Here is a 21,751-nt window from a genome sequence, read left to right on the forward strand (position 1 = left end):
CTCGCTCCTATAGTTCGTGTACGGGTTGCCTTGGCCCGTGCGTAGGAGCGGACTGCGTCCGCGATCGGTTTCCACGGAGATGCACATGAGCGCCCGCAAGCAGCATCTGCTCAAACAGCACCGTCGCAAGAAGCGCGCGGTCCTGCTCGTCGCCCTGCTGGCGCTGATCCTGCTGGGTATCTTCGCGCCCTGGTGGAGTGTGCCGCTGGCCGTGGTGCTCGGCTGGGTCGCCCATGAGGCGTGGTTCGCCGATCACCTCTTCTACTCGCCACGCGACGACTACCGCTACGACTTCCCCGAGGGCTCCATCGCCCTGCCGGTGTCCCTCGGCCCGCACGGCCTGCACGTCGCCACCGGTGCGCTGCCGGAGAACGAGGAAACGCTGGTATTGGAGATCGACGTCAAGGCGTCGCTGCTCGGTCGCTGGCTCGACCCGCAGGTGCTGGTCGAGGGCGTCGAGAACGACCGTCAGGACTTCGAGCGCGGTGTCAGCGGCAAGCGCTACATCAATCTCTCCGGCCAGGGCGAAGCGCTGCGCTCCGGGCATCTGCGCATCCGTAGCCGCCATTGCCGGCTGGCGCAGCAAGGCGTGCTGCATGCCTTCCACAATCCCGACTACGCCAAGCAGCGCCTGCTGGTTATCGCGCCCCACGCCGACGACGCCGAGCTGGCCGCCTTTGGCCAGTACAGCCGGTGCCCGGAGGCCTGGATCGTCACCCTGACCCAGGGTGAGATCGAGGCCGAGCACTACCAGCGCCTGGGTCTGGACAAGGCCGCTGCGGCGCGCCTGAAGGGCCGCCTGCGCACCTGGGACAGCATTGCCGCGCCGCTCTGGGGCGGCGTGCCAGCCGAGCGCTGTGTGCAACTGGGCTACTACTGCCTGCAACTACCGTCCATGGCCGCCGAGCCCAGTCAGGCATTCGGCTCGAAGGAGTCCGGCGAAATCGACATCCGCAGCGTGCGAGGCTTCAATCCCTTCGCGCTGCCGGGTGACAGTGACGGCGCACCGACCTGGCTCAACCTGGTGGCCGACCTCACCGCGCTGATCGAACACGTCCGCCCGGAGGTCATCCTCACCGCCCATCCGGAGCTGGATCCCCACGCCGACCACGTCCAGGCTACGCGCGCGACGCTGGAGGCCATTGGGCGCAGCAGCTGGAAGCCACAGACCCTGCTGCTCTACGCCAACCACCTGCACGACAACGACCGCTGGCCGATGGGGCCGGCGGACGGGGGCATCGCCCTGCCACCGTGTATCGAACCGTTGCCGGCCGACCCACTGTGGAGCCCGACGCTGGACGCTGCGACCCGCATCGACAAGGCTCAGGCCTTGGCCCTGCAGCACGACCTGCAGACCCCGCTGACTGGCAAGAAGCGCCTGCGCCGGCTGATCCAGCGCGTGCTGGCCGGGCGCCAATGGCCGGCCACTGGCGACGACGAGTTCTTCCGCAAGGCGGTGCGCCGCCACGAGCTGTTCTGGGTTCGCAAACTGCCGTAACTCATACGCTGACCGCCTGCTGCCCGGCGCAAGTCGCAGCGGGCGGCTATGGTATTATCCGCGGCGATTTCGACCTGCGGAGTTCCCATGAAATTGACCATGCCCCGATTCGATCAGGCCCCCGTTCTAGTCGTCGGCGACGTGATGCTCGACCGCTACTGGCACGGCGCGACCTCGCGCATCTCGCCCGAGGCGCCGGTGCCCGTGGTGCGGGTCGAGCAGCATGAGGACCGCCCCGGTGGCGCCGCCAACGTCGCGTTGAACCTTGCCGCCCTCGGCGCTCCGGCCTTCCTGGTTGGCGTCACTGGCGTCGACGAGGCCGCCGACAGCCTGAGCGATAGCCTGCAGGCAGTGGGTGTGACCACCCGCTTCCAGCGCATCGCCGGCCAGCCGACCATCGTCAAGCTGCGGGTCATGAGCCGCCACCAGCAGCTGCTGCGCGTGGACTTCGAGGAAGCTTTCCGTACCGACGCCGTGGCCTTGTCTGCCGACGTCGAGGCGCTGCTGGACCAGGTCCGAGTGCTGGTGCTCTCCGACTACGGCAAGGGAGCGCTGAAGAACCACCAGGCGCTGATCCAGGCCGCGCGCAAACGCGGCATCCCGGTGCTGGCCGATCCCAAGGGCAAGGACTTCGCCATCTACCGGGGCGCCAGCCTGATCACCCCGAACCTCTCCGAATTCGAGGCCATCGTCGGCCGTTGCACCGACGAAGCCGACCTCGTTGCGAAGGGCCAGCAGTTGATGACCGAGCTGGAGCTCGGCGCGCTGCTGGTCACCCGAGGCGAACACGGCATGACCCTGCTGCGTCCCGGCCACAGCGCCCTGCACCTGCCGGCCCGTGCCCGCGAAGTGTTCGACGTCACCGGCGCCGGCGACACCGTGATTTCCACCCTGGCTGGCGCCATCGCTGCCGGTGAGGACCTGCCGCAGGCCGTGGCCCTGGCCAACCTGGCCGCCGGCATCGTCGTCGGCAAGCTCGGTACCGCCGCCATCAGCGCCCCGGAGCTGCGTCGCGCGGTGCAGCGCGAGCAGGGCTCCGAGCGTGGCGTGCTGAGCCTCGACCAGCTGCTGCTGGCCATCGAGGATGCCCGCGCCCACGGTGAGAAGATCGTCTTCACCAACGGCTGCTTCGACATCCTCCACGCCGGCCACGTGACCTACCTGGAGCAGGCGCGCGCCCAGGGCGACCGCCTGATCGTCGGGGTCAACGACGACGGTTCGGTGACCCGTCTGAAAGGCCCGGGCCGCCCGATCAACAGCGTCGACCGCCGCATGGCCGTACTCGCCGGCCTCGGCGCGGTGGACTGGGTCGTCAGCTTCGCCGAAGACACCCCCGAGCGCCTGCTCAGCGAAGTCCGCCCGGACGTGCTGGTGAAGGGCGGCGACTACGGTGTCGAGCAGGTGGTCGGCGCCGACATCGTCAAGGCCTACGGCGGCGAAGTCCGCGTGCTGGGCCTGGTGGAAAACAGCTCCACCACCGCCATCGTGGAGAAGATTCGCCACCAGGGCTGATCCTCTCCTCCCCAGAAAGGGCGCTACCGGGTAGCGCCCTTTTTGTTTGTGGCGATGCACTGACCGCTCTGCCAGTGACCGGCGGCAAAGCGGTCATGGTCCCTGCGCCCTGTCGAAGCGCATGATCAAGGCATCCACCCTCCGCGGAGCGAGATGCCATGACCACCGACGTGCAGGGCCGCGCCCTGGCCGTGCTGAACCGTGTCGCCCAGGCCGACTGGCCGGACCGACTCAAGCTGCGCAAACCCTTCGAAAGACTGCTCTACAACGGCAGCCGCACCGGCTTCCGGCTGGCCAGCGAGCGCGCCGCCAAGCAACCCAAGACGCCGCGCAAGGCCGACCCGGACGGGCTGTTCGACCTGTCCCTGTCCGACGAGCAGCAGATGCTCGTGGAGATGCTCGAAGGCTTCGCCGCCGAAGTATTGCGCCCGGCTGCCCATGAGGCTGACGCCAAGGCCGGCCTGAGCCTGGAGCTGCTGGCCCAGGCGCAGGAACTGGGCCTGACCCACTATGGCGTCAGCGAAGTGCACGGCGGCATGGCCGGCGAGCGCACCGTGGTGACCAATGCGTTGATCGCCGAATCCCTTGCCCGTGGCGACCTGAGCCTGGCCGCCGCGCTGCTGGTTCCGTTGTCGGCAGCCAACTGCATTCGCCGTTGGGGCTCGCCGGAGCAACAGGCACGCTGGTTGCCGGCTTTCGTCGCCGAAGAGGCCGCGCCGTTGATCGCCATTGCGGTCAACGAGCCGCAACTGCTGGCCGATCCGCTGCGGCTGTCGACCAAGGCGCGCAAGCGCGGTTCGAGCTACACGCTGTCCGGCGAAAAGTGCTTGGTGGTGCGCGGCGTGGATGCGCAGAAGTTGATCGTTGCGGCGGATGCCGGCGACGGACCGGCGCTGTTCCTCGTCGATACCCGTGCCAAGGGTGTTGAAGTGCGCGCCGAACCGGCCATGGGCCTGAAGGCCACCGGCACTGCGCGGGTTCGCTTCAAGGGTGTGAAGGTGCCGGCCGAGCAGCGGCTGGCGGCGGAGCGCTTCGACTTCCAGGCCTTCGTCGATCACACCGCGCTGGCCTGGTGTGCGCTGGCCGTGGGCACGGGGCAGGCAGCACTCGATTACGTGATCACCTACTGCAACGAGCGCGAGGCCTTCGGCGAGCCTATCAGCCATCGCCAGGGCGTGGCCTTCATGGTCGCGGACATCGCCGTCGAGCTGGACGCCATGCGCCTGATGGTCTGGCGCGCCTGCGCGCTGGCCGAACGCGGGCAGGGGTTCCACCGCGAGGCCTACCTGGCGAAGCTGCTTTGCGCCGAGAAGGCGATGAAGATCGGCACCGATGCGGTGCAACTGCTCGGCGGCCATGGCTTCACCCAGGAACACCCGGCCGAGCGCTGGTACCGCGACCTGCGCGCCGTCAGCCTGATGGCTGGCGGCCTGCACCTGTAAGGAGCCTTGCATGTACCTCGAGACGCCAAAGAAATTCCGCACCTTGCAGAACCAGGCCCGCCAGGTGGCGGAGAACTACCTGCGACCGATCTCCCGCAAGTACGACAAGGCCGAGCACGCCTATCCCAAGGAGCTGGACCTGCTGGCGGCGTTGCTGGACGGTATGAACGCCGGCTCGCCGGACGCCGTCGGCGCCACCTCGGCCAGCAAGCGCAAGGCCGGAGCGGAGGAGGGTGTGAAGAACGGCGGCAACCTCTCCGCCTGCCTGGGTGTGATGGAAATGTGCTGGGGCGACACCGGCCTGCTGCTGGCCATGCCGCGCCAGGGGCTGGGCAACGCTGCCATCGCCGCGGTGGCCAACGAGGAGCAGCTCAAGCGCTTCTCCGGCACCTGGGCGGCCATGGCCATCACCGAACCGGGCTGTGGTTCGGACTCGGCAGCGATCCGCACCAGCGCCACCCGCGACGGTGATGACTATGTGCTCAACGGCGAGAAGATCTTCGTCACCTCCGGCGCTCGCGCCGACGCGGTGGTGGTCTGGGCGACCCTGGACAAGAGCCTGGGTCGTGCCGCGATCAAGTCCTTCGTGGTGGAAAAGGGCACGCCCGGCATGACCGTCACGCGCCTGGAGAAGAAGCTCGGCATCAAGGCCTCGGACACTGCCTCCATCAGCTTCAGCGACTGCCGCGTGCCGGCCGCCAACCTGCTGGGCAACGCCGAGATCGACGTGCAGAAGGGCTTTGCCGGGGTGATGGAAACCTTCGACAACACCCGTCCGCTGGTCGCCGCCATGGCCATCGGCGTGGCCAAGTCCTCGCTGGACCGTACCCGCGAGCTGCTGAAAAAGGCGGGCTGCCGCTTCGACTATCGACAACCGCTGCTTACGGCCAGTCATGTCGAAGCCACGCTGTACCGCCTGGAAGCCGAATGGGAAGCCGCGCGCCTGCTGACCCTGAAGGCCGCCTGGATGGCCGACAACCGCCTGCCCAACTCCAAGGAGGCTTCCATCGCCAAGGCCAAGGCCGGTCGGGTCGCCAACGAGGTCACGCTCAAATGTGTCGAGTTGGCGGGGGCGCTGGGCTATGGGGAGGAGGAGTTGCTGGAGAAGTGGGCGCGGGACTCGAAGATCCTCGACATCTTCGAAGGCACCCAGCAGATCCAGTTGCTGATCGTGGCGCGGCGGCTGCTGGGCAAGAGTTCCAGCCAGCTTAAGTGAGCGCAGGGCTCTTGTAGGAGCGAGCTTGCTCGCGAACAACGTCCCCGAGCACGATGGCGTTGGGCGGTTCGCGAGCAAGCTCGCTCCTACAGGTCAAGGCCGGCTGGGACAGATAACGGCCTCAGGCCGTGCGCCGCCCGCTGCCGGCATTGCCGGCGGCGGGCGGCCATTGCTCCATCCATTCGCGGAAGCGGATACGTTCCTCGCGTACGAGCCAGCCATCCTGCTCGGCAAAGCTCTCCGACAGCCACAGGCCTCGGGTGCTGGCCTTGCTCAGCTCGCCCTTGCTCAGGGTGAACAGCTCGCCGGTCGGCTGGCCGTGGTCCAGTGGCAGCAGGTAGATGTCCGGGCGGCGACGGTCGAGGCGGGCCACCAGCGGGCCGCTTTCGAGTTTCTCGTCGACGTGGAACAGGCTGACCTCGCGGGCATCCTTGGGTAGCTCCATGCGCAGGTCATAGACCAGCTGCAGTGAGGCCGTTGGCAGGTGCACGTAGGCCTGCGGGCGCTCCAGCAGGCGCAGCGCGCCGGCCTGCACCGGGCGCGAGGCGCCGGACAGCGGGGTCAGGGAGAAGTGGCTGCTCTCGCGGTAGCGCAGGATGCCCTCGTAGGGCGTCGGCAGCCAGGTGTCGCCGAAGCGCCCGCCGAGCCAGCCGTCGGCGGTTTCCACCAGGCATTCTTCGGCCACTTCCTGGATCGCGGTGAGCAGCGGCAGGTTCAGTTCGTGGGCCGGCACGTAGCCGGAAATCAGCTTGAGCACCGTGTCGCCACGGTCCAGGCGGCGCTGGCGAACCAGAATCCAGTGATCGCGGCCCTGGTAGTTCAGGGTCAGACGCACCGAAACGCCAAGGTTGGCCAGTTCGGTGGTGAAGTGTTCGGTCTCGGGGATCTCGATGGGACGGCGCTTTTCCAGGACCTGGGCGAAGTTCAGGGGCTTGCCGAGGGTCTGGTAGGCGAGACCTTCCGGGCTGGCTTCCACCAGCAGCGGCAGGGTCTTGAAGGCGGTCGGGTCCTTGCGGGCGAGCGTACGGGGCATGTGGGCTTCCTTTTCTTGCAGAGCCTGGTCTTGCAGGGCCTGGTCGTACAGGGCGCCGGGTTGCGTTGGCGTGTCCCTTCAGTTGGTTGACTGGCGGGCGACGCCGACGCGAACGCTGACCGTCTGGAGGGACGGTCCGGCCGAGCGTTTTTTACGGGGTCGCTACAACCTAGACAGCCTGACACCGCTCCTGGTGTCATCGAAAATCAAAAGGATTTCCGGATTTTTCCCTGAAAGGCTTGGTGATCACGAGGAATTTCCTTGGCAATCACCGGTTGGCGACAGTTTCTGTGCCCCCGAGAGACCCCGGGGGAATCTGAGCATGGCACAGGAATACGTAATCCACATGACCGTCGATCAGCGGTCGAGTACCTCAGCCGCGATCGCCACGTTGTGAGCCAGATGCAGCGGATTGATGGTGCCGACGATGGCGCTGGCCACGCCCGGATGGCCTAGCACCAGCTCGAAGCTGGCGCGCACCGGGTCGACGCCGGGGGCGAGAGTGGCGTGGCCGCTGGCCAGGGCCTTCTTGATCAGGATGCCGCGCCCATGGGTCTGGGCATGGTCGATCACCGGCTTTTCCGCCTGCTCGTTGAGGTTGTAGGTGACCATCGCGCAGTCGCCGCGCTCCAGGGCCAGCAGGCCGCCGTCGGCGGTCTTGCCGGAGAAGCCGAAGCCGCGGATCAGCCCTCCGTCCTTCAGGCGCTCCAGGGTCGCGTAGACCTCGGTGCCGCGCAGGATGTCCAGGTCGTTGCCGTCGGAATGCACCAGCACCAGGTCGATGTAGTCGGTCTCCAGGCGCTGCAGGCTGCGCTCCACCGAGCGACGGGTGTGGGCGGCGCTGAAGTCGAATTGCGACTGGCCGCCGACGAATTCCTCGCCGGTCTTGCTGACGATCACCCACTGGTCACGCTGACCGCGCAGCAACGGGCCGAGGCGTTCCTCGCTGCGGCCGTAGGCCGGGGCGGTGTCGATCAGGTTGATGCCCAGGTCGCGGGCCAGCGCGATCAGGTCGGCGGCTTCGCGGTCATCGGGGATGCGGAAGCCTGCGGGGTACTTCACGCCCTGGTCGCGGCCGAGCTTCACAGTGCCCAGGCCCAGCGGCGAGACGCTCAGGCCGGTACTGCCCAGCGGGCGGTGCAGGTGATGCAGGGTTTTCATCCGAGCAGTTCCTCCCACACCGGGCGGGCCATGGCGGGGCGTGGCAGTTCGGGAAGGGCGGCTGTTGCCTGTGGGCTAATGCCGGCTTTTTCCAGGGATTCCAGTACACGATCGGCGAAGTTCGGCGCCAGGGCCAGCTTGGTCGGCCAGCCGACCAGCAGCGCGTCGTCCTCGGCGAGGAAGGCACTGTCCGGGCGCAGCAGGTTGTTCTGCGAGGGCTCGGCGCGGTCGACGCGCAGGGTGGCCCAGCGGGCAGCGGAGAGATCGATCCACGGCACCAGCTTGTGCAATTCGCGCTGCGCCTCGGCGATCTGCTCGGCCTCGTTGCGCCCCACGCCGCTGGCTTCGGCGATGTCGCCGCCCAGGTACCAGACCCAGTCGCCGTTGCTCAGCGGGTGGGTGGTGACGGTGACGCGAGGCTTCGGACCGCCGCCGAGGCAGTGGGCGTAGAGCGGCTTCAGGGTGGGGGCGGTGAGCAGCACCATGTGCAGCGGGCGACGCTGCATTTCCGGGCGTTCCAGTCCCAGTTCGCGCAGCAAGGCTTCATTGCCGGCGCCGGCGCTGAGTACCACGCGCTGAGCGCGGATTTCGCGACCGTCTACGCGCAGCCCGACCAGTTTGCCGCCGTCGCGCAACGCTTCGAGGCGTTCGCCGGCCAGCAGGCTGTCACCGGCCAGCTCGGCAAGGCGAGAGATCAGGCTGGGCACGTCCAGCACCAGTTCGGTGAGGCGGTAGGCCTTGCCCTTGAAGGCCTTGTCCTGCAGGGCCGGTGGCAGGTCACCGCCTTTCACCTGGGCTACGCGGCTGCGCACCGCCTTGCTGGCGAAGAAGCTGGTGAGGTTGCCGGCCAGGCCGCCGGGGGACCACAGGTAATGGGCGTCGGAGAGCACACGTACGCCGCGCAGGTCCACTTCGCCGGTGCCGGCCAGGCAGTCGCGCCACAGCGCGGGCATGTCGGCGATGGCTTCGGAGGCGCCGGTCAACGCGCCGTGCAGGGCGTACTTGGTGCCGCCATGGATGATTCCCTGCGAGCGCATGCTCTGCACGCCGCCCAGCGCAGTGTTTTCTACCAGCACGGTGGAAAAGCCAGCGCGCCGCAGGCGGGCATTGAGCCAGAGACCGGCGATACCGCCGCCGACGATGAGGATGTCGGTGCTCAGGGATTCGGACATGAAAGCGCCTCGAAGGGGAAAACAAGGCGCGCAGTATAACGCCAGAGAGCAGCGGCAAACGTCCGTTGCTTCAGGCCGCTTTCGTAGGAGCGAGCTTGCTCGCGAAGGCTTTGCGCGACGGAGGCTGGTTCGCGAGCAAGCTCGCTCCTACAGAGTGCTGACGGCGCCGCATCAGTGACCAGCGTTACCGGAGAACAGCTGGATCACCACGACCCCGCTGACGATCAGGCCCATGCCCAGCAGAGCGGCGGAGTCGAGCTTCTGTTGGTAGAGCACCATGGCCGCAATGCTGACCAGCACGATACCCAGACCGGCCCAGATGGCGTAGGCGATGCCCACGGGAATGCTGCGCACCACCAGGGTGAGCATCCAGAAAGAGATGGCGTAGCCGACGATCACCAGTACCAGCGGCAGAGGCGTGGACAGGCCCTTCACTGACTTGAGCGAGGCGGTGGCGATGACTTCGGCGACGATGGCAATGGCGAGATAGAGATAGCCGGGCATGGTGGGTGCTCCCCGGAACGACACGCCGCTCGGTATGAGCGACACGCAGCTGACGTTCGATTCTGGTCGCCATTCTAGTCCCGTGGATGATGGGATAAAGTCATTACCTATCTGCTATGGAGATGGGTTATGCAATGGAACCTGGACCAGTTGCGCCTGTTCGTCAGCGTCGCCGATCAGTCGTCTTTCTCCGCTGCTGCGCGGCAGCTCAAGCGCGTGCAGTCTGCGGTGAGTTCGTCCATCGCGCTGCTGGAGAGCGACCTGGGCGTGACCCTGTTCGAGCGCAGTAGCGGCCGCCAGCCGGTGCTGACCGTCGAGGGGCGTGCGCTGCTGGACGAGGCGCGCGAAGTGCTGCGCCAGTGCGAACGGCTGGAGAGCCGCGCACTGTCGCTGGTGCGCGGCACCGAGCCTTTGTTGCGACTGGCACAGGACGAGGCGATGCCTTACCAGCCGGTGCTTTCCGGCCTGCAGGCGCTGGCGCAGGAGTTCCCCACGGTGGAGGTGCAGCTTTCCAGCAGCGCCCAGGGCGACGTGGCGCGCAAGCTGCTGGAGCGCCGCGCGGACCTTGGCCTGCTGTTCCATCACGAGGGGATGCCGCAGGAGCTTGAACGGCAGCGCCTGGGAACTATCGAGATGGTCACCGTGTGCGGCGCCGGCCATGAGCTGGCCAGGCTGGATTACGCGGACCGCCGAGAGCTGGCCAGACACCGTCAGTTGCTGATGGCGCCGCAGGACAGCCACTACCCAGGCGGCGAGCAGATCAGCCCGCTGGTGTGGCGCGCCGACAGCTTCTACGCCATGGCCGAACTGCTGATGCGCGACCTCGGCTGGGCCTGGCTGCCGACCCACGTGGCGCAGTACCCGGCGTACCAGCCGCTGCTGGTGGAACTGGCCAGCGACTGGACACCGCCGCCGTTGGTGGTGGAGCTGGTCTGGCGCCGTGATGAGCCCCTGGGGCCAGCGGCCAACTGGTTGGGCGAGTGCTTTGCCGAGCATCTCGCCGCTCCCGTTTGACCTGCTCTTCGCAGGAGCGAGCTCGCTCGCGAACAGGACTTTCCGGCCGCTCCAACGTCAAGCGGTTCGCGAGCAAGCTCGCTCCTACCAAGAACGGTGCACCCTGCAGGATTGTGCGGTCGCCAAGCCCGCTAATTTGCTACTCTCCGCCGCCATGAACCGGACCCTCTATACCCTGCTGTTCCACCTGGGCCTGCCGCTGGTCGCGCTGCGCCTGTTCCTGCGCTCGCGCAAGGCCCCTGCCTATGCCCAGCGCGTCGGCGAGCGCTTCGCCCTTGGCCTGCCGGCGCTCAAGCCCGGCGGCATCTGGGTGCACGCGGTGTCGGTGGGAGAGAGCATCGCCGCCGCGCCGATGATCCGCGCGCTGATGCAGCGCCATCCCGGCCTGCCGATCACTGTCACCTGCATGACGCCCACAGGTTCCGAGCGTATCCGCGCGATGTTCGGCGACCAGGTGCAGCACTGTTACCTGCCCTACGACCTGCCCTGGGCGGCGGCGCGCTTCCTCGACCGTGCACGGCCGGTACTGGGCGTGATCATGGAAACCGAGCTGTGGCCCAACCATATCCATCAGTGCGCCAAGCGCGGCATCCCGGTGGCGCTGGCCAATGCGCGGCTGTCCGAGCGCTCGGCGCGCGGCTATGCGCGCTTCGCCGGACTGACCCGGCCGATGCTGGAAGAGATGAGCTGGATCGCCGTGCAGACCGAGGCCGAGGCCGAGCGCTTCCGCCAGCTCGGTGCGCGCCCGGACTGCGTGAGCGTCACTGGCTCGATCAAGTTCGACCTGACTATCGATCCCGCATTGCTGGCCCGCGCCGATGACCTGCGCGCCCAGTGGCAGGCGCAGCAGCGGCCGGTGTGGATCGCCGCCAGCACCCATGCCGGGGAAGACGAGATCATCCTCGCTGCCCACCGCCATTTGCTGGAGAAGCACCCGGAGGCGCTGCTGATCCTGGTGCCGCGCCACCCGGAGCGCTTCAGCCCGATGTTCGAACTGTGCACGCGCGAAGGATTCCGCACCCAGCGCCGTTCCACCGGTGAACGGGTCATGGCGGAAACCCAGGTGCTGCTGGGCGACACCATGGGCGAACTGCTGTTCCTCTATGCGCTGGCCGATGTCGCCTTTGTCGGCGGCAGCCTGGTGCCCAATGGCGGGCACAATCTGCTGGAGCCGGCGGCACTGGGCAAGCCGGTACTGTCCGGCCCGCACCTGTTCAACTTCCTGGAAATCGCCGCGCAACTGCGCGAGGTTGGCGCGCTGCGCGAAGTAGCTGATGCGCCTTCGCTGGCGGTGGCCGTGGCCGCGCTGTGGGACGAGCCGGCTGTTGCCGAGCGTATGGCCGACGCCGGGCTGGACGTGATGAAGGCCAACCAGGGTGCGCTGGAAAGGCTGCTCAATGGGCTGGGACGGTTGATCGAGGGTTGATTGGGGAGCGGCGTGACGGTTTGGCCTCTCCCTAACCCTCTCCCTGAAAGGAGAGGGGACCGTTTGGTATCAGGCGGAGCGCTGAGTCAGCCGATTGCTCCGGTTTGCTCCCTCTCCCTTCAGGGGGAGGGCCGGGGAGAGAGAGCTCCCCCAGAGCTTCCCGGTGCCCTGGCTGCAGGAGCGAGCTGGCTCGCGAACCTGCTTGGCACCCGAGCCGCCGGGAGAGCGTTCGCGAGCAAGCTCGCTCCTACAAAAAGCCGGTAGCACCTCAGAAAGTCGGCGGTGTAATCACCCAGAGCACCACGGCATCCACCTCTCCGGGGTTGCCGTAGCGGTGCGGCTCCTGGCTGGAGTAGCTGAAGCTGTCGCCTTCATTGAGCAGGAAATAGCGCTCGCCCACCCAGAGCTCGAAAGTGCCGCTGAGCAGGTAGCCGGCTTCCTCGCCCTCGTGGCTGTAACTCTGCTGGCTGTAGGTGCCGGGCGGGAACTTCGAATGAAGGATTTCCAGCTGGCGGCTGGGCTGCGGGCTGAGCAGTTCGTCGACGATGCCGTCTTCATAATGCACGCTGGTACGGGCGTTGCGCCGCACCACGTAGCCGGCGTCCGCCGGGTCGACCTGCACTTCGCTGGCGAAGAACCACTGGATGGTCACGCCCAGGCTGCGGGCGATGTTGAACAGCGCCGGGATCGACGGGTAGGCCAGGTTGCGTTCCAGCTGGCTGATGTAGCCCGCGGTCAGCCCACTCTGCTCGGCCAGCTCCGCCAGGGTCATGCCGCGCCGCTTGCGCAGGCCGCGGATGCGGGTGCCGAGGAACTGCGCTTCGGCGTTGGCGGGTGCTTCCTGCGGGGCTTTGCGGCTCATGCGAAGGGGGTCCTGGCGAGTGGCGTCGTGGGGCATTCTAAACAATGCGCCGGGGCTGTGGGTCTGCCGCCGTGCCATTTGACGCCGAGGCTGATCTGTAGGAGCGGGCCATGCCCGCGATCGCGCGCATGGCGTGCTCCTACAGTCGTAGGATGGGTGGAGCGAAGCGATACCCATGCTGCCGCTGCCTGGGCTTGATGGGTATCGCTGCGCTCCACGCCATCCTACTCATGCGCAAGCCGGACCATTCGGAGCTGCTTCATTCAAAAGTGGCTTTCCGTGCCTCAGATCGCCCAACCCGCCTTGAGCCCCTCGTAGATCGCTTCCTCCGCCGTGCGCGGCGCCAGGCAGTCGCCGATGCGGCGGACCTCGGCGAGGTCGGCGATCTCGTCGGCCAGCTCGTCCACGGGTTGGTGGCCCTGGCAGAGCACCAGGGTGTCGATGTTTTCCACCAGCATCGGCTCGCCGCTGGCGGTGTGTTGCAGGTAGACGGTGCTGTCATCGACGCCGTACAGGCGGGCGTAGGGGGTAATGGTGATGCCCAGGCGGTGCAGCTCGCCGGCCAGATGGTCGCGCACATAGAGCGGCAGGCTCTCGCCGGCGTGGGTGCCGTTCACCGCCAGGTGCACCTGGTGGCCGTCGCGCACCAGGCGCTCGGCGATGCCGGGAGCGATCCAGTCGGCGCGCCAGTCGGTGACCAGCACCGAGCGGCCGAGCTGCACTTCGCCACGCAGTACTTGCCAGGCGTCCACCACCTGCAGCTCACCGGCCTCCTCGTAGGGCGGACGGTAGGGCTTGGCGCCGGTGGCGACGATCACCACGTCGGGGCGCTCGGCTTCCACCAGTGCGCGGTCGACGCGAGTGTTGCGGCGCACTTCGACGCCGGCCAGCTGCATCTCGCGCTGCAGGTTGGTGGAGGCGCCACCGAACTCCGCGCGGCGCGGCAACAACTGGGCAAGGTTGACCTGGCCGCCGAGCTGGCCGCTGGCCTCGCAGAGGGTCACGTCATGGCCACGCTGGGCCGCGACGGCGGCGGCCTTCATGCCTGCCGGCCCGCCACCGACCACCAGCACGCGCTTGCGCTGGGTGGCCATCTGGCGGTCGGCGTAGATCAGTTCGCGGCCGGTTTCCGGATGCTGGATGCAGGAAATCGGGTAGCCGCGGTGGAAGTGGCCGATGCACGCCTGGTTGCAGGCGATGCAGGCGCGCACGTCCTCGACGTGGCCGCTTTCGGTCTTGCTCGGCATCTGCGGGTCGCAGATCAGCGCGCGGGTCATGCCGCAGACATCGGCCTGGCCACGGGCGACGATCAGCTCGGCTTCCTGCGGCTGGTTGATGCGTCCGGTGACGAACAGCGGGATCTCCAGGTTGCGCTTGAAGGTGCCGGCTTCATTGGCCAGGTAGGCCGCTTCGATGGCCATCGGCGGGACGATGTGGATGGCGCCGCCCAGCGATGCCGAGGTGCCGGCGACGATGTGCACGTAGTCCAGCTGGTTCTGCAGGGACTTCACCGCCTGCAGCGACTCGTCCTCGGTGAGGCCTTCCGGGTCGCGCTCGTCGGCGGAAATGCGCAGGCCGACGATGAAGTCTTCGTCGGTGGCGGCGCGCACGGCGGCGATCACTTCGCGGGTGAAGCGCAGGCGGGCGTCGAGGTCGCCGTTGTAGCCGTCGCTACGGCGGTTCACCCGTGGATTGAGGAACTGTGCCGGCAGGTAGCCGTGGCTGGCGACCACTTCAACGCCGTCGATGCCGGCGGCGTGCAGGCGGCGCGCGGCGGCGGCGTAGCCCTGGATGATCTCGTCGATCATCGCCTGGCTCAGTTCACGCGGCATCACCCGGAAGCGTTCGTTGGGCGAGGCGGAAGGAGCATAGGCCACGGCCAGCAGGCCGTCACTGGACTCCATGATCTCGCGGCCGGGGTGAAACACCTGGGACAGCACCACGGTCCCCTCGGCGTGGCACGCCTCGGCGATGCGCCGGTAGCCGGGGATGCACTCGTCATCGGTGGCCATCAGCACGTGGGAGGTATAACGGGCGCTGTCGTGCACACCGGCGACCTGCAGCACGATCAGGCCGACGCCGCCCTTGGCGCGGGCGGTGTGGTAGGCCACCAACTGGTCGTTGACCAGGTTGTCGGTGGGCATCGAGGTGTCGTGCCCGGTGGACATGATGCGGTTCTTCAGCGCCTTGCCGCGAATGCGCAGCGGGCTGAACAGGTGGGGAAACTGGCTCATCGGGCAACTCCGGATTCTTGTTGTGGTGCAGCGGGTGGTGCGGCGCCGGCCGCTTCGGGCGGCCGGGGTGCGGACTCAGGCGTTGCGCGCCTGCCAGTCCACCGGGTAGAGGGCGTAGAACACGCAGGCTTTCTCACCCTCGTAGGCCAGCGGCGTGCGTTCGGGGACCCAGATCACGTCGCCCGGCTTGGCGTCGATCACCTGGTCGGCCAGGCGCAGGCGGAAGTTTCCTTCGAGTACCACGATCAGTTCGTCGTAGAGCACGGTCCACTCGATGGAGACCCCGTCGAAGCGGGCGAGGCCCGCCCCCATGGTCTCGCTGTCCGCCGGGCCTATCAGCCGGCAGATGGCGGCGCTTTCGATGTCCTGCCCACCGTAGGGCTGGAACTGCAGGGCAGATTGCTGGAAATGGCGGACCTGGGACACGGCGGCTTCTCCTGAAACGGGCGATGTTGCCTAAGCAATTGTTGTTTAAGTTCTTCCTATGGAAATTTACCGGCAGTAAAAAATCAACTTGTTTTTTTAAAAGTGACTGGGTAGTTTCAATCCCGCTCCGGATGATTCCGGGGCCACCGCGACGTGCTCCACAACAACTACAAGAGGAGAGGCGCATGAACCGTCCCGTACGGTCCCCCCTCGCATGGCGGGCCTACCCGCTGGCAATCGATATCCCTTTGCCCTGCCTTTCTTGCAACGTTGTTTCGGCGCGCCCGTCCAGCGTGTGCGCGGCCATCCCGGCTGCGCCCATTGCCACCTACGACTGGGGGTATGCTCGATGACTCTTCACCGCAACACCTGCCACAAACGCTCCTTCTTCAAGATCGCCGTCTCGCCGCTGCTGCTCGCCCTCGGGCTGAGCTGCGGCGCCGCCCAGGCCGCCGAGAACATGGTGGTGGTCGGCTACGGCGGCGCCGGCCAGAAGGCCCAGGACGCGGCCTTCTTCCAGCCCTTCAGCAAGCAGTCCGGGGTTGGTGTGACCCAGAGCGAGTACAACGGCGAGATGGCGCGCATCAAGGTGATGGCTGACACCGGCCACGCCGACTGGGACGTGGTACAGATCGAGGGTCCGGACCTGGCCCGCGGCTGCGACGAAGGCCTGTTCGTGCCACTGGACTGGCAGCAGATCGGCGGCAAGGAGCAGCTTATCCCCAATGCGGCCAAGGACTGCGGCTCGGCTGCCCTGGTGTGGGGCGTGGCCATCGCCTATGACGCCGACAAGCTCAAGCCGGCACCGCAATCCTGGGCGGATTTCTGGGACGTGCAGAAATTCCCCGGCAAGCGGGGCATGCGCAAGCGCGCGATCTACAACCTGGAGTTCGCCCTGATGGCCGACGGCGTGAAGCCCGCCGACGTCTACAAGGAGCTGGGCACCAAGGCCGGCGTCGATCGCGCCTTCGCCAAGCTCAACCAGATCAAGCCCTACGTGCAGTGGTGGGAAGCCGGCGCGCAACCGGCGCAGTGGCTGGCCGCCGGTGACGTGGTGATGACCACCACCTACACCGGGCGCATCGCCGATGCCTACAAGGGCGGGCGCAACCTGCAACTGGTCTGGCCGGGCAGCCTGTATGGCATGGACTACTGGGCAATCATCAAGGGTTCGCAGCACGTCGACTCGGCAAAGCGCTTCATCGCCTTCGCCAACCAGCCCGATGCCCAGGTCGACTACGTGAAGCACATTGCGTATGGTCCGACCAACAAGCAGGCCGCCGAGCGCCTGCCGTCCGACCTGGCCGGCTGGGTGCCGACCTCCACGCAGAACCTGCCCCAGGGCCTGGCGATGGACGATGAGTTCTGGGTCGACCACGGCGAAGAGCTGGAAGAGCGCTTCAACGCCTGGGCCGCGCAATAACCAGAATGTGACCGTGACGCCGGGGCCTTTGCTGGCCCCGGCGTTTCTCCAGACAAGAAAAGCCATGAGGAGAAGTGCACCATGACGTCGCTGCAGGCGCCCAGTCGCGCCACCTGTTCGCCCGAGGAATGGAAGCTGCGCGAGGAGCTGGCGGCCTGCTACCGTCTGATCGCGCACTACCGCATGACCGACCTGATCTTCACCCACATCTCGGTGCGCATCCCCGGTCCCGAGCACCATTTCCTGATCAATCCCTATGGCCTGATGTTCGACGAGATCACCGCATCCAGCCTGGTGAAGATCGACCTCAGCGGCCATGCGGTGGAGCCATCGCCGTACAAGGTCAACCCGGCCGGCTTCGTGATCCACAGCGCCATCCACGGCGCTCGCGAGGACGCGCAGTGTGTCCTGCACACCCATACCCGCGCCGGTTGCGCGGTGGCCGCCCAGGCCTGCGGGCTGCTGCCGCTGAACCAGATCTCCCTGGAGTTCTACGGGCGCCTGGGCTACCACGACTACGAGGGCATTGCCCTGTCGATGGACGAGCAGGAGCGCCTGGTGCGCGACCTGGGCGACCACTACGGCCTGATGCTGCGCAACCACGGCCTGCTGACCGTGGGGCAGACGGTGCAGCAGGCGTTCCTGCGCATGTACTACCTGGAGAAGGCCTGTGACATCCAACTGGCGGCCCAGGCGGGCGGTGAGCTGGTGACCCCGCCGGAGGAGGTGTGCCGTCACACCGAGCAACAATTCAACGCCCCGGCGCGGCCGCTGGCGGAAGGGGAGTTGAGCGACCCGGATGGCTACGACCTGGCGTGGAGTGCGCTGCTGCGCATGCTGGATCGGGTATCGCCGGGGTATCGGGACTGATCGTCGCATTCGGCCCGCGTTGCGGCGTCTCCCGGTAGGAGCGCGTGACGACACAAAGAAAAAGCCCCGCATCGCGGGGCTTTTTGCATGGGACTGGCTCAGTACTGGGGCTTGGACTTGAGCTGCGCCTCGGCGGCCTTGGCCAGGTCCGGCGGCAGGAAGTCCTTGTCCGGGTTGTAGTCCGGCTTCAGGTAGGCGCCCAGTGCCTCGAGGTCGCTCGGCGCGAGGGTGCCGGCGGTCTGCTTGAGGCTCAGGTTGTCGAGGATGTAGTCGTAGCGGCTGTTGTTGTAGTCGCGCACCGAGTTGTACAGCGAGCGCTGGGCGTCCAGGACGTCGACGATGTTGCGGGTGCCGACCTGGTAGCCGATCTCGGTGGCTTCCAGCGAGCTCTGGTTGGAGATGATCGCCTGGCGCCGCGCTTTCACGGTCTCGACGTCGGTGTTTACCGCGCGGTGCTGGTTGCGCGCATCCTGTACCACCTGGCGGCGCTGGCTTTCGCGCAGTTGTTCGCTCTGGTTCAGGCGCTGATAGGACTCGCGCACCTGGGAGCTGGTCAGCCCGCCGCTGTAGATGGGCACGTTCAGCTGCAGGCCGATGCTGCTCTGGTCGACCCATTTACCGTAATGCGTGTCACCCGGCGCGCCGGAGTTGGTGAAGCCCAGGGCGTCGTTATCGCCCTTCTGGTACTGGGCCACAGCGTCCACGGTCGGCAGGTGGCCGGCCTTGCGCTGGCGCAGGGTCTCTTCGGCGGCGTCGACCGCGTAGTTGCTGGCCTGCAGGCGCAGGTTCTGCTGCACCGAGGTGTCGACCCAGGCCTTGGCGTCGTTAGGCATCGGCGGCACTACGGGCAGCGAGTGGAGGATACCCTCGATGGAGCTGTACTCGCGGTTGGTCAGTGTTACCAAGGCCTGGAAGGCGTCATCCACCTGCTGTTCGGCCACCAGGCGGTTGGCCCGCGCGGTGTCGTAGCTGGCCTGGGACTCGAGTACGTCGGTCTTGTCGGACAGGCCGACATCGAAGCGCTCGTTGGACTGGTCGAGCTGGCGCTTGAAGGCCGCTTCCTCGGCCTTACTGGCGGCCAGGTTGTCCTGGGCGCGCAATACGCCGAAGTAAGTCTGGGCGGTCTGCAGGATCAGCTGCTGCTGGGTCGCGGAGAACTCCAGCTGGGCCTGTTCGGTGGTGTTTTCCGCCGCCTTGAGCTGGAACCAGCGGTCGGCGCGGAACAGCGGCTGGCTCAGGGTCGCCTGGATCACCTGGCTGCTGCGGTTCAGCGTGACGTTGGGAGTATCCAATGAGGTACGGCTGTTACCGATATCAGCCCCTGCGTTGATCTGCGGCAGCAGGCCGGAACGTGCCTGGGGCACGGCTTCCTTGCGCGCCAGGTAGTCGGCCTGGGCGGCGGCGAGGTCGGCGTTGTTGTCGACGGCGTCCTTGTAGACGTTGATCAGGTCAGTCTTGGAGGGCAGGGATGGGGCGGCCGGAGCGGGCTGTGCAGCCCAGGCAAAGCCTGTCGTTGCGGCTACAGCGACAGCCAGAGAGAGTCTGCGCAGCATTCGTTCGTCCTGGAAAGTGATGCGAGGTGGGGCAAGGCTACGGTCGCCGCCGATGGCGGTCAAGGCACGTTCGTACGAGCCTTCCGAGGCAGGAGTGTAGCCGCGCGTAGGCAATTGCGCGTTTTCGGCCGGGCGGCGTTGGCTAATCCGTGCGCACTTGATTAGACTGCGGGCGTTCTTGTCGGGGTGCCCCATTGCGAGGGGCTGAGATCGGATAGTTCCGGATCCCGTTGAACCTGATCGGGTTAGCACCCGCGTAGGGAACAAGAAGACCGCATCCCCAGGCGCTTTCCGCCCCGGCCCCCGTCCCCACGGGATGCGTCCCTTCGCTGCGGCAAGCAGCTCCTTTCGTCCCAGGTTCTCCCCGGCAATCAACCCCAGGAGAGCCAGGATGAGCACCCAGAAAAACAACGTCACCCGCCTTGAACAGCTGGACCGCCAGTCGACCCAGCCCTTTCCGAACTCGCAGAAGGTCTACCTGACCGGCTCCCGCCCGGACATCCGCGTCCCCGTGCGGGAAATTTCCCTCGCCGACACCCCGACCGCCTTCGGCGGCGAGAAGAACGCCCCGGTGATGGTCTACGACACCTCCGGCCCCTACACCGACCCGGACGTGCGCATCGACCTGCGCAAGGGCCTGCCGGACGTGCGCTCGCGCTGGATCGACGAGCGCGGCGACACCGAAATCCTTCCCGGCCTGACCTCCGAGTTCGGCCAGTCGCGCCTGGCCGACGCCAGCCTCGACGCCCTGCGCTTCGCCCACGTGCGCACCCCGCGCCGCGCCAAGGCCGGCCAGAACGTCACGCAGATGCACTACGCGCGCCAGGGCATCATCACGCCGGAGATGGAATACATCGCCATCCGCGAGAACATGAAGCTGCAGGAGGCCCGTGCCGGTGGCCTGCTGGACGCCCAGCATCCGGGCCAGAGCTTCGGGGCGAGCATTCCGAAGGAAATCACTCCCGAGTTCGTCCGTGAGGAAGTGGCCCGCGGCCGCGCGATCATTCCGGCGAACATCAACCACACGGAACTGGAACCGATGATCATCGGCCGCAACTTCCTGGTGAAGATCAACGGCAACATCGGCAACAGCGCACTGGGCTCCTCCATCGAGGAAGAAGTGGAGAAACTCACCTGGGGCATCCGTTGGGGCGCCGACACGGTGATGGACCTGTCTACCGGCAAGCACATCCACGAGACCCGCGAGTGGATCCTGCGCAACAGCCCGGTCCCCATCGGTACCGTGCCGATCTATCAGGCACTGGAGAAGGTCAACGGCATCGCCGAGGACCTGACCTGGGAAATCTTCCGCGACACCCTGATCGAGCAGGCCGAGCAGGGCGTGGACTACTTCACCATCCATGCCGGCGTGCTGCTGCGCTATGTGCCGCTGACCGCCAAGCGCGTCACCGGCATCGTCTCCCGGGGCGGCTCGATCATGGCCAAGTGGTGCCTGGCCCATCACCAGGAGAATTTCCTCTATACGCACTTCGAGGAAATCTGCGAAATCATGAAGGCCTACGACGTCAGCTTCTCGCTGGGCGACGGCCTGCGTCCGGGCTCTATTGCCGACGCCAACGACGCCGCGCAATTCGGCGAGCTGGAAACCCTCGGCGAGCTGACTCGCATCGCCTGGAAGCACGACGTCCAGGTGCTGATCGAGGGCCCTGGTCACGTGCCGATGCACCTGATCAAGGAGAACATGGACAAGCAACTGGAGTGCTGCGACGAAGCGCCGTTCTACACCCTCGGCCCGCTGACCACCGACATCGCGCCGGGCTATGACCACATCACGTCCGGTATCGGCGCGGCGATGATCGGCTGGTTCGGCTGCGCCATGCTCTGCTACGTCACGCCCAAGGAGCACCTGGGCCTGCCGAACAAGGATGACGTGAAGACCGGCATCATCACCTACAAGATCGCCGCGCACGCCGCCGACCTTGCCAAGGGGCATCCGGGCGCGCAGATCCGCGACAACGCGTTGTCCAAGGCGCGCTTCGAGTTCCGCTGGGAAGACCAGTTCAACCTCGGCCTGGACCCGGACACCGCCCGCGCCTTCCACGACGAGACGCTGCCCAAGGACTCGGCCAAGGTGGCGCACTTCTGCTCCATGTGCGGGCCGAAGTTCTGCTCCATGAAGATCACCCAGGAAGTCCGCGACTACGCCAAGGAGAACGGCCTGACCGATGAGCAGAAAGCCATCGAGGCCGGCTTCCAGGAGCAGGCTGCGCGCTTCAAGGATGAAGGCTCGGTGATCTACAAGCAGGTGTGACACCCGCGCCCGCCCCATGACGAGGACGGGCAGCCCTGTAGGAGCGATCTTGCTCGCGAACCGCCCAGCAGCGGAGTCAGCGGCGAGCTGGGTTCGCGAGCAAGATCGCTCCTACCAATAGCCAAAGCAAAAA

17 protein-coding genes and 1 riboswitch are annotated in these 21,751 nt (G+C 66.8%); of the genes, 9 read left to right on the forward strand and 8 right to left on the reverse strand.

Annotated elements, in window-relative coordinates; translation table 11 throughout:
- The first annotated feature begins 85 nt into the window (after positions 1-85).
- From FAS41_RS16370 to FAS41_RS16385, 4 genes are all read left to right on the forward strand, one after another.
- Positions 86-1,498: a PIG-L deacetylase family protein gene (locus FAS41_RS16370; protein WP_138524054.1), complete on the forward strand. Its 1,413-nt coding sequence runs from the start codon at positions 86-88 to the stop codon at positions 1,496-1,498.
- 87 nt (positions 1,499-1,585) lie between these two features.
- Entirely contained in the window at positions 1,586-3,010 is a 1,425-nt protein-coding gene (gene hldE, locus FAS41_RS16375) for a bifunctional D-glycero-beta-D-manno-heptose-7-phosphate kinase/D-glycero-beta-D-manno-heptose 1-phosphate adenylyltransferase HldE (protein WP_138524056.1), read from the forward strand.
- Between the two features lie 158 nt (positions 3,011-3,168).
- Positions 3,169-4,452, forward strand: coding sequence for an acyl-CoA dehydrogenase family protein (locus FAS41_RS16380; protein WP_138524058.1), 1,284 nt, complete (start codon positions 3,169-3,171; stop codon positions 4,450-4,452).
- A gap of 10 nt (positions 4,453-4,462) precedes the next feature.
- Entirely contained in the window at positions 4,463-5,668 is a 1,206-nt protein-coding gene (locus FAS41_RS16385) for an acyl-CoA dehydrogenase family protein (RefSeq protein WP_138524060.1), read from the forward strand.
- Positions 5,669-5,789: 121 nt separating this feature from the next.
- Here FAS41_RS16385 and FAS41_RS16390 read toward each other — a convergent pair whose 3' ends face one another.
- From FAS41_RS16390 to FAS41_RS16405, 4 genes are all read right to left on the reverse strand, one after another.
- On the reverse strand, positions 5,790-6,701 hold the full coding sequence (locus tag FAS41_RS16390) for a metal ABC transporter ATPase (RefSeq protein WP_138524062.1): 912 nt from the start codon (positions 6,699-6,701) through the stop codon (positions 5,790-5,792).
- A gap of 357 nt (positions 6,702-7,058) precedes the next feature.
- Positions 7,059-7,862 carry an aldo/keto reductase gene (locus tag FAS41_RS16395; RefSeq protein WP_138524064.1) on the reverse strand — a complete coding sequence of 268 codons (804 nt, stop codon included), beginning with the start codon at positions 7,860-7,862 and terminating at the stop codon, positions 7,059-7,061.
- Entirely contained in the window at positions 7,859-9,034 is a 1,176-nt protein-coding gene (locus FAS41_RS16400) for an NAD(P)/FAD-dependent oxidoreductase (RefSeq protein ID WP_138524066.1), read from the reverse strand. The genes FAS41_RS16395 and FAS41_RS16400 overlap by 4 nt, the downstream gene beginning before the upstream one ends.
- Before the next feature lie 171 nt (positions 9,035-9,205).
- On the reverse strand, positions 9,206-9,538 hold the full coding sequence (locus tag FAS41_RS16405; protein WP_138524068.1) for a DMT family transporter: 333 nt from the start codon (positions 9,536-9,538) through the stop codon (positions 9,206-9,208).
- A 129-nt stretch (positions 9,539-9,667) separates the two neighbouring features.
- Here FAS41_RS16405 and FAS41_RS16410 point away from each other — a divergent pair, with 129 nt between their 5' ends.
- Both FAS41_RS16410 and waaA read left to right on the forward strand, forming a co-directional pair.
- A complete protein-coding gene (locus tag FAS41_RS16410; RefSeq protein WP_138524070.1) occupies positions 9,668-10,552 on the forward strand; it encodes a LysR family transcriptional regulator in 885 nt (294 codons plus the stop codon).
- A 154-nt stretch (positions 10,553-10,706) separates the two neighbouring features.
- Complete coding sequence (waaA, locus tag FAS41_RS16415; protein ID WP_138524072.1) at positions 10,707-11,978, forward strand: lipid IV(A) 3-deoxy-D-manno-octulosonic acid transferase; 1,272 nt, start codon at positions 10,707-10,709, stop codon at positions 11,976-11,978.
- 268 nt (positions 11,979-12,246) lie between these two features.
- Here waaA and FAS41_RS16420 read toward each other — a convergent pair whose 3' ends face one another.
- The 3 genes from FAS41_RS16420 to FAS41_RS16430 form a co-directional block, all read right to left on the reverse strand.
- Positions 12,247-12,840 carry a helix-turn-helix domain-containing protein gene (locus FAS41_RS16420; protein WP_138524074.1) on the reverse strand — a complete coding sequence of 198 codons (594 nt, stop codon included), beginning with the start codon at positions 12,838-12,840 and terminating at the stop codon, positions 12,247-12,249.
- Positions 12,841-13,124: 284 nt separating this feature from the next.
- Positions 13,125-15,074: an oxidoreductase gene (locus FAS41_RS16425; RefSeq protein WP_138524076.1), complete on the reverse strand. Its 1,950-nt coding sequence runs from the start codon at positions 15,072-15,074 to the stop codon at positions 13,125-13,127.
- A 75-nt stretch (positions 15,075-15,149) separates the two neighbouring features.
- Positions 15,150-15,500 (reverse strand): cupin domain-containing protein, encoded by a 351-nt coding sequence (locus FAS41_RS16430; protein WP_138524078.1) that lies wholly within the window; start codon positions 15,498-15,500, stop codon positions 15,150-15,152.
- Positions 15,501-15,849: 349 nt separating this feature from the next.
- On the opposite strand from FAS41_RS16430, the gene FAS41_RS16435 reads away from it, so the two are divergent.
- Positions 15,850-16,923: an ABC transporter substrate-binding protein gene (locus FAS41_RS16435; protein ID WP_138524080.1), complete on the forward strand. Its 1,074-nt coding sequence runs from the start codon at positions 15,850-15,852 to the stop codon at positions 16,921-16,923.
- 81 nt (positions 16,924-17,004) lie between these two features.
- The gene (locus FAS41_RS16440; protein ID WP_138524082.1) at positions 17,005-17,793 is read left to right on the forward strand and encodes a class II aldolase/adducin family protein; all 789 of its coding nucleotides are present in this window, start codon (positions 17,005-17,007) and stop codon (positions 17,791-17,793) included.
- Positions 17,794-17,891: 98 nt separating this feature from the next.
- Here FAS41_RS16440 and FAS41_RS16445 read toward each other — a convergent pair whose 3' ends face one another.
- Complete coding sequence (locus FAS41_RS16445; protein ID WP_138524084.1) at positions 17,892-19,346, reverse strand: TolC family outer membrane protein; 1,455 nt, start codon at positions 19,344-19,346, stop codon at positions 17,892-17,894.
- 172 nt (positions 19,347-19,518) lie between these two features.
- A riboswitch (TPP riboswitch) is annotated at positions 19,519-19,626 on the forward strand.
- A 111-nt stretch (positions 19,627-19,737) separates the two neighbouring features.
- Here FAS41_RS16445 and thiC point away from each other — a divergent pair.
- On the forward strand, positions 19,738-21,618 hold the full coding sequence (gene thiC / locus FAS41_RS16450) for a phosphomethylpyrimidine synthase ThiC (protein ID WP_138524086.1): 1,881 nt from the start codon (positions 19,738-19,740) through the stop codon (positions 21,616-21,618).
- The last annotated feature ends 133 nt before the right edge of the window (positions 21,619-21,751 follow it).

The sequence above is a fragment of the Pseudomonas nicosulfuronedens genome, assembly GCF_005877905.1.
Classification (GTDB): Bacteria; Pseudomonadota; Gammaproteobacteria; order Pseudomonadales; family Pseudomonadaceae; genus Pseudomonas; species Pseudomonas nicosulfuronedens.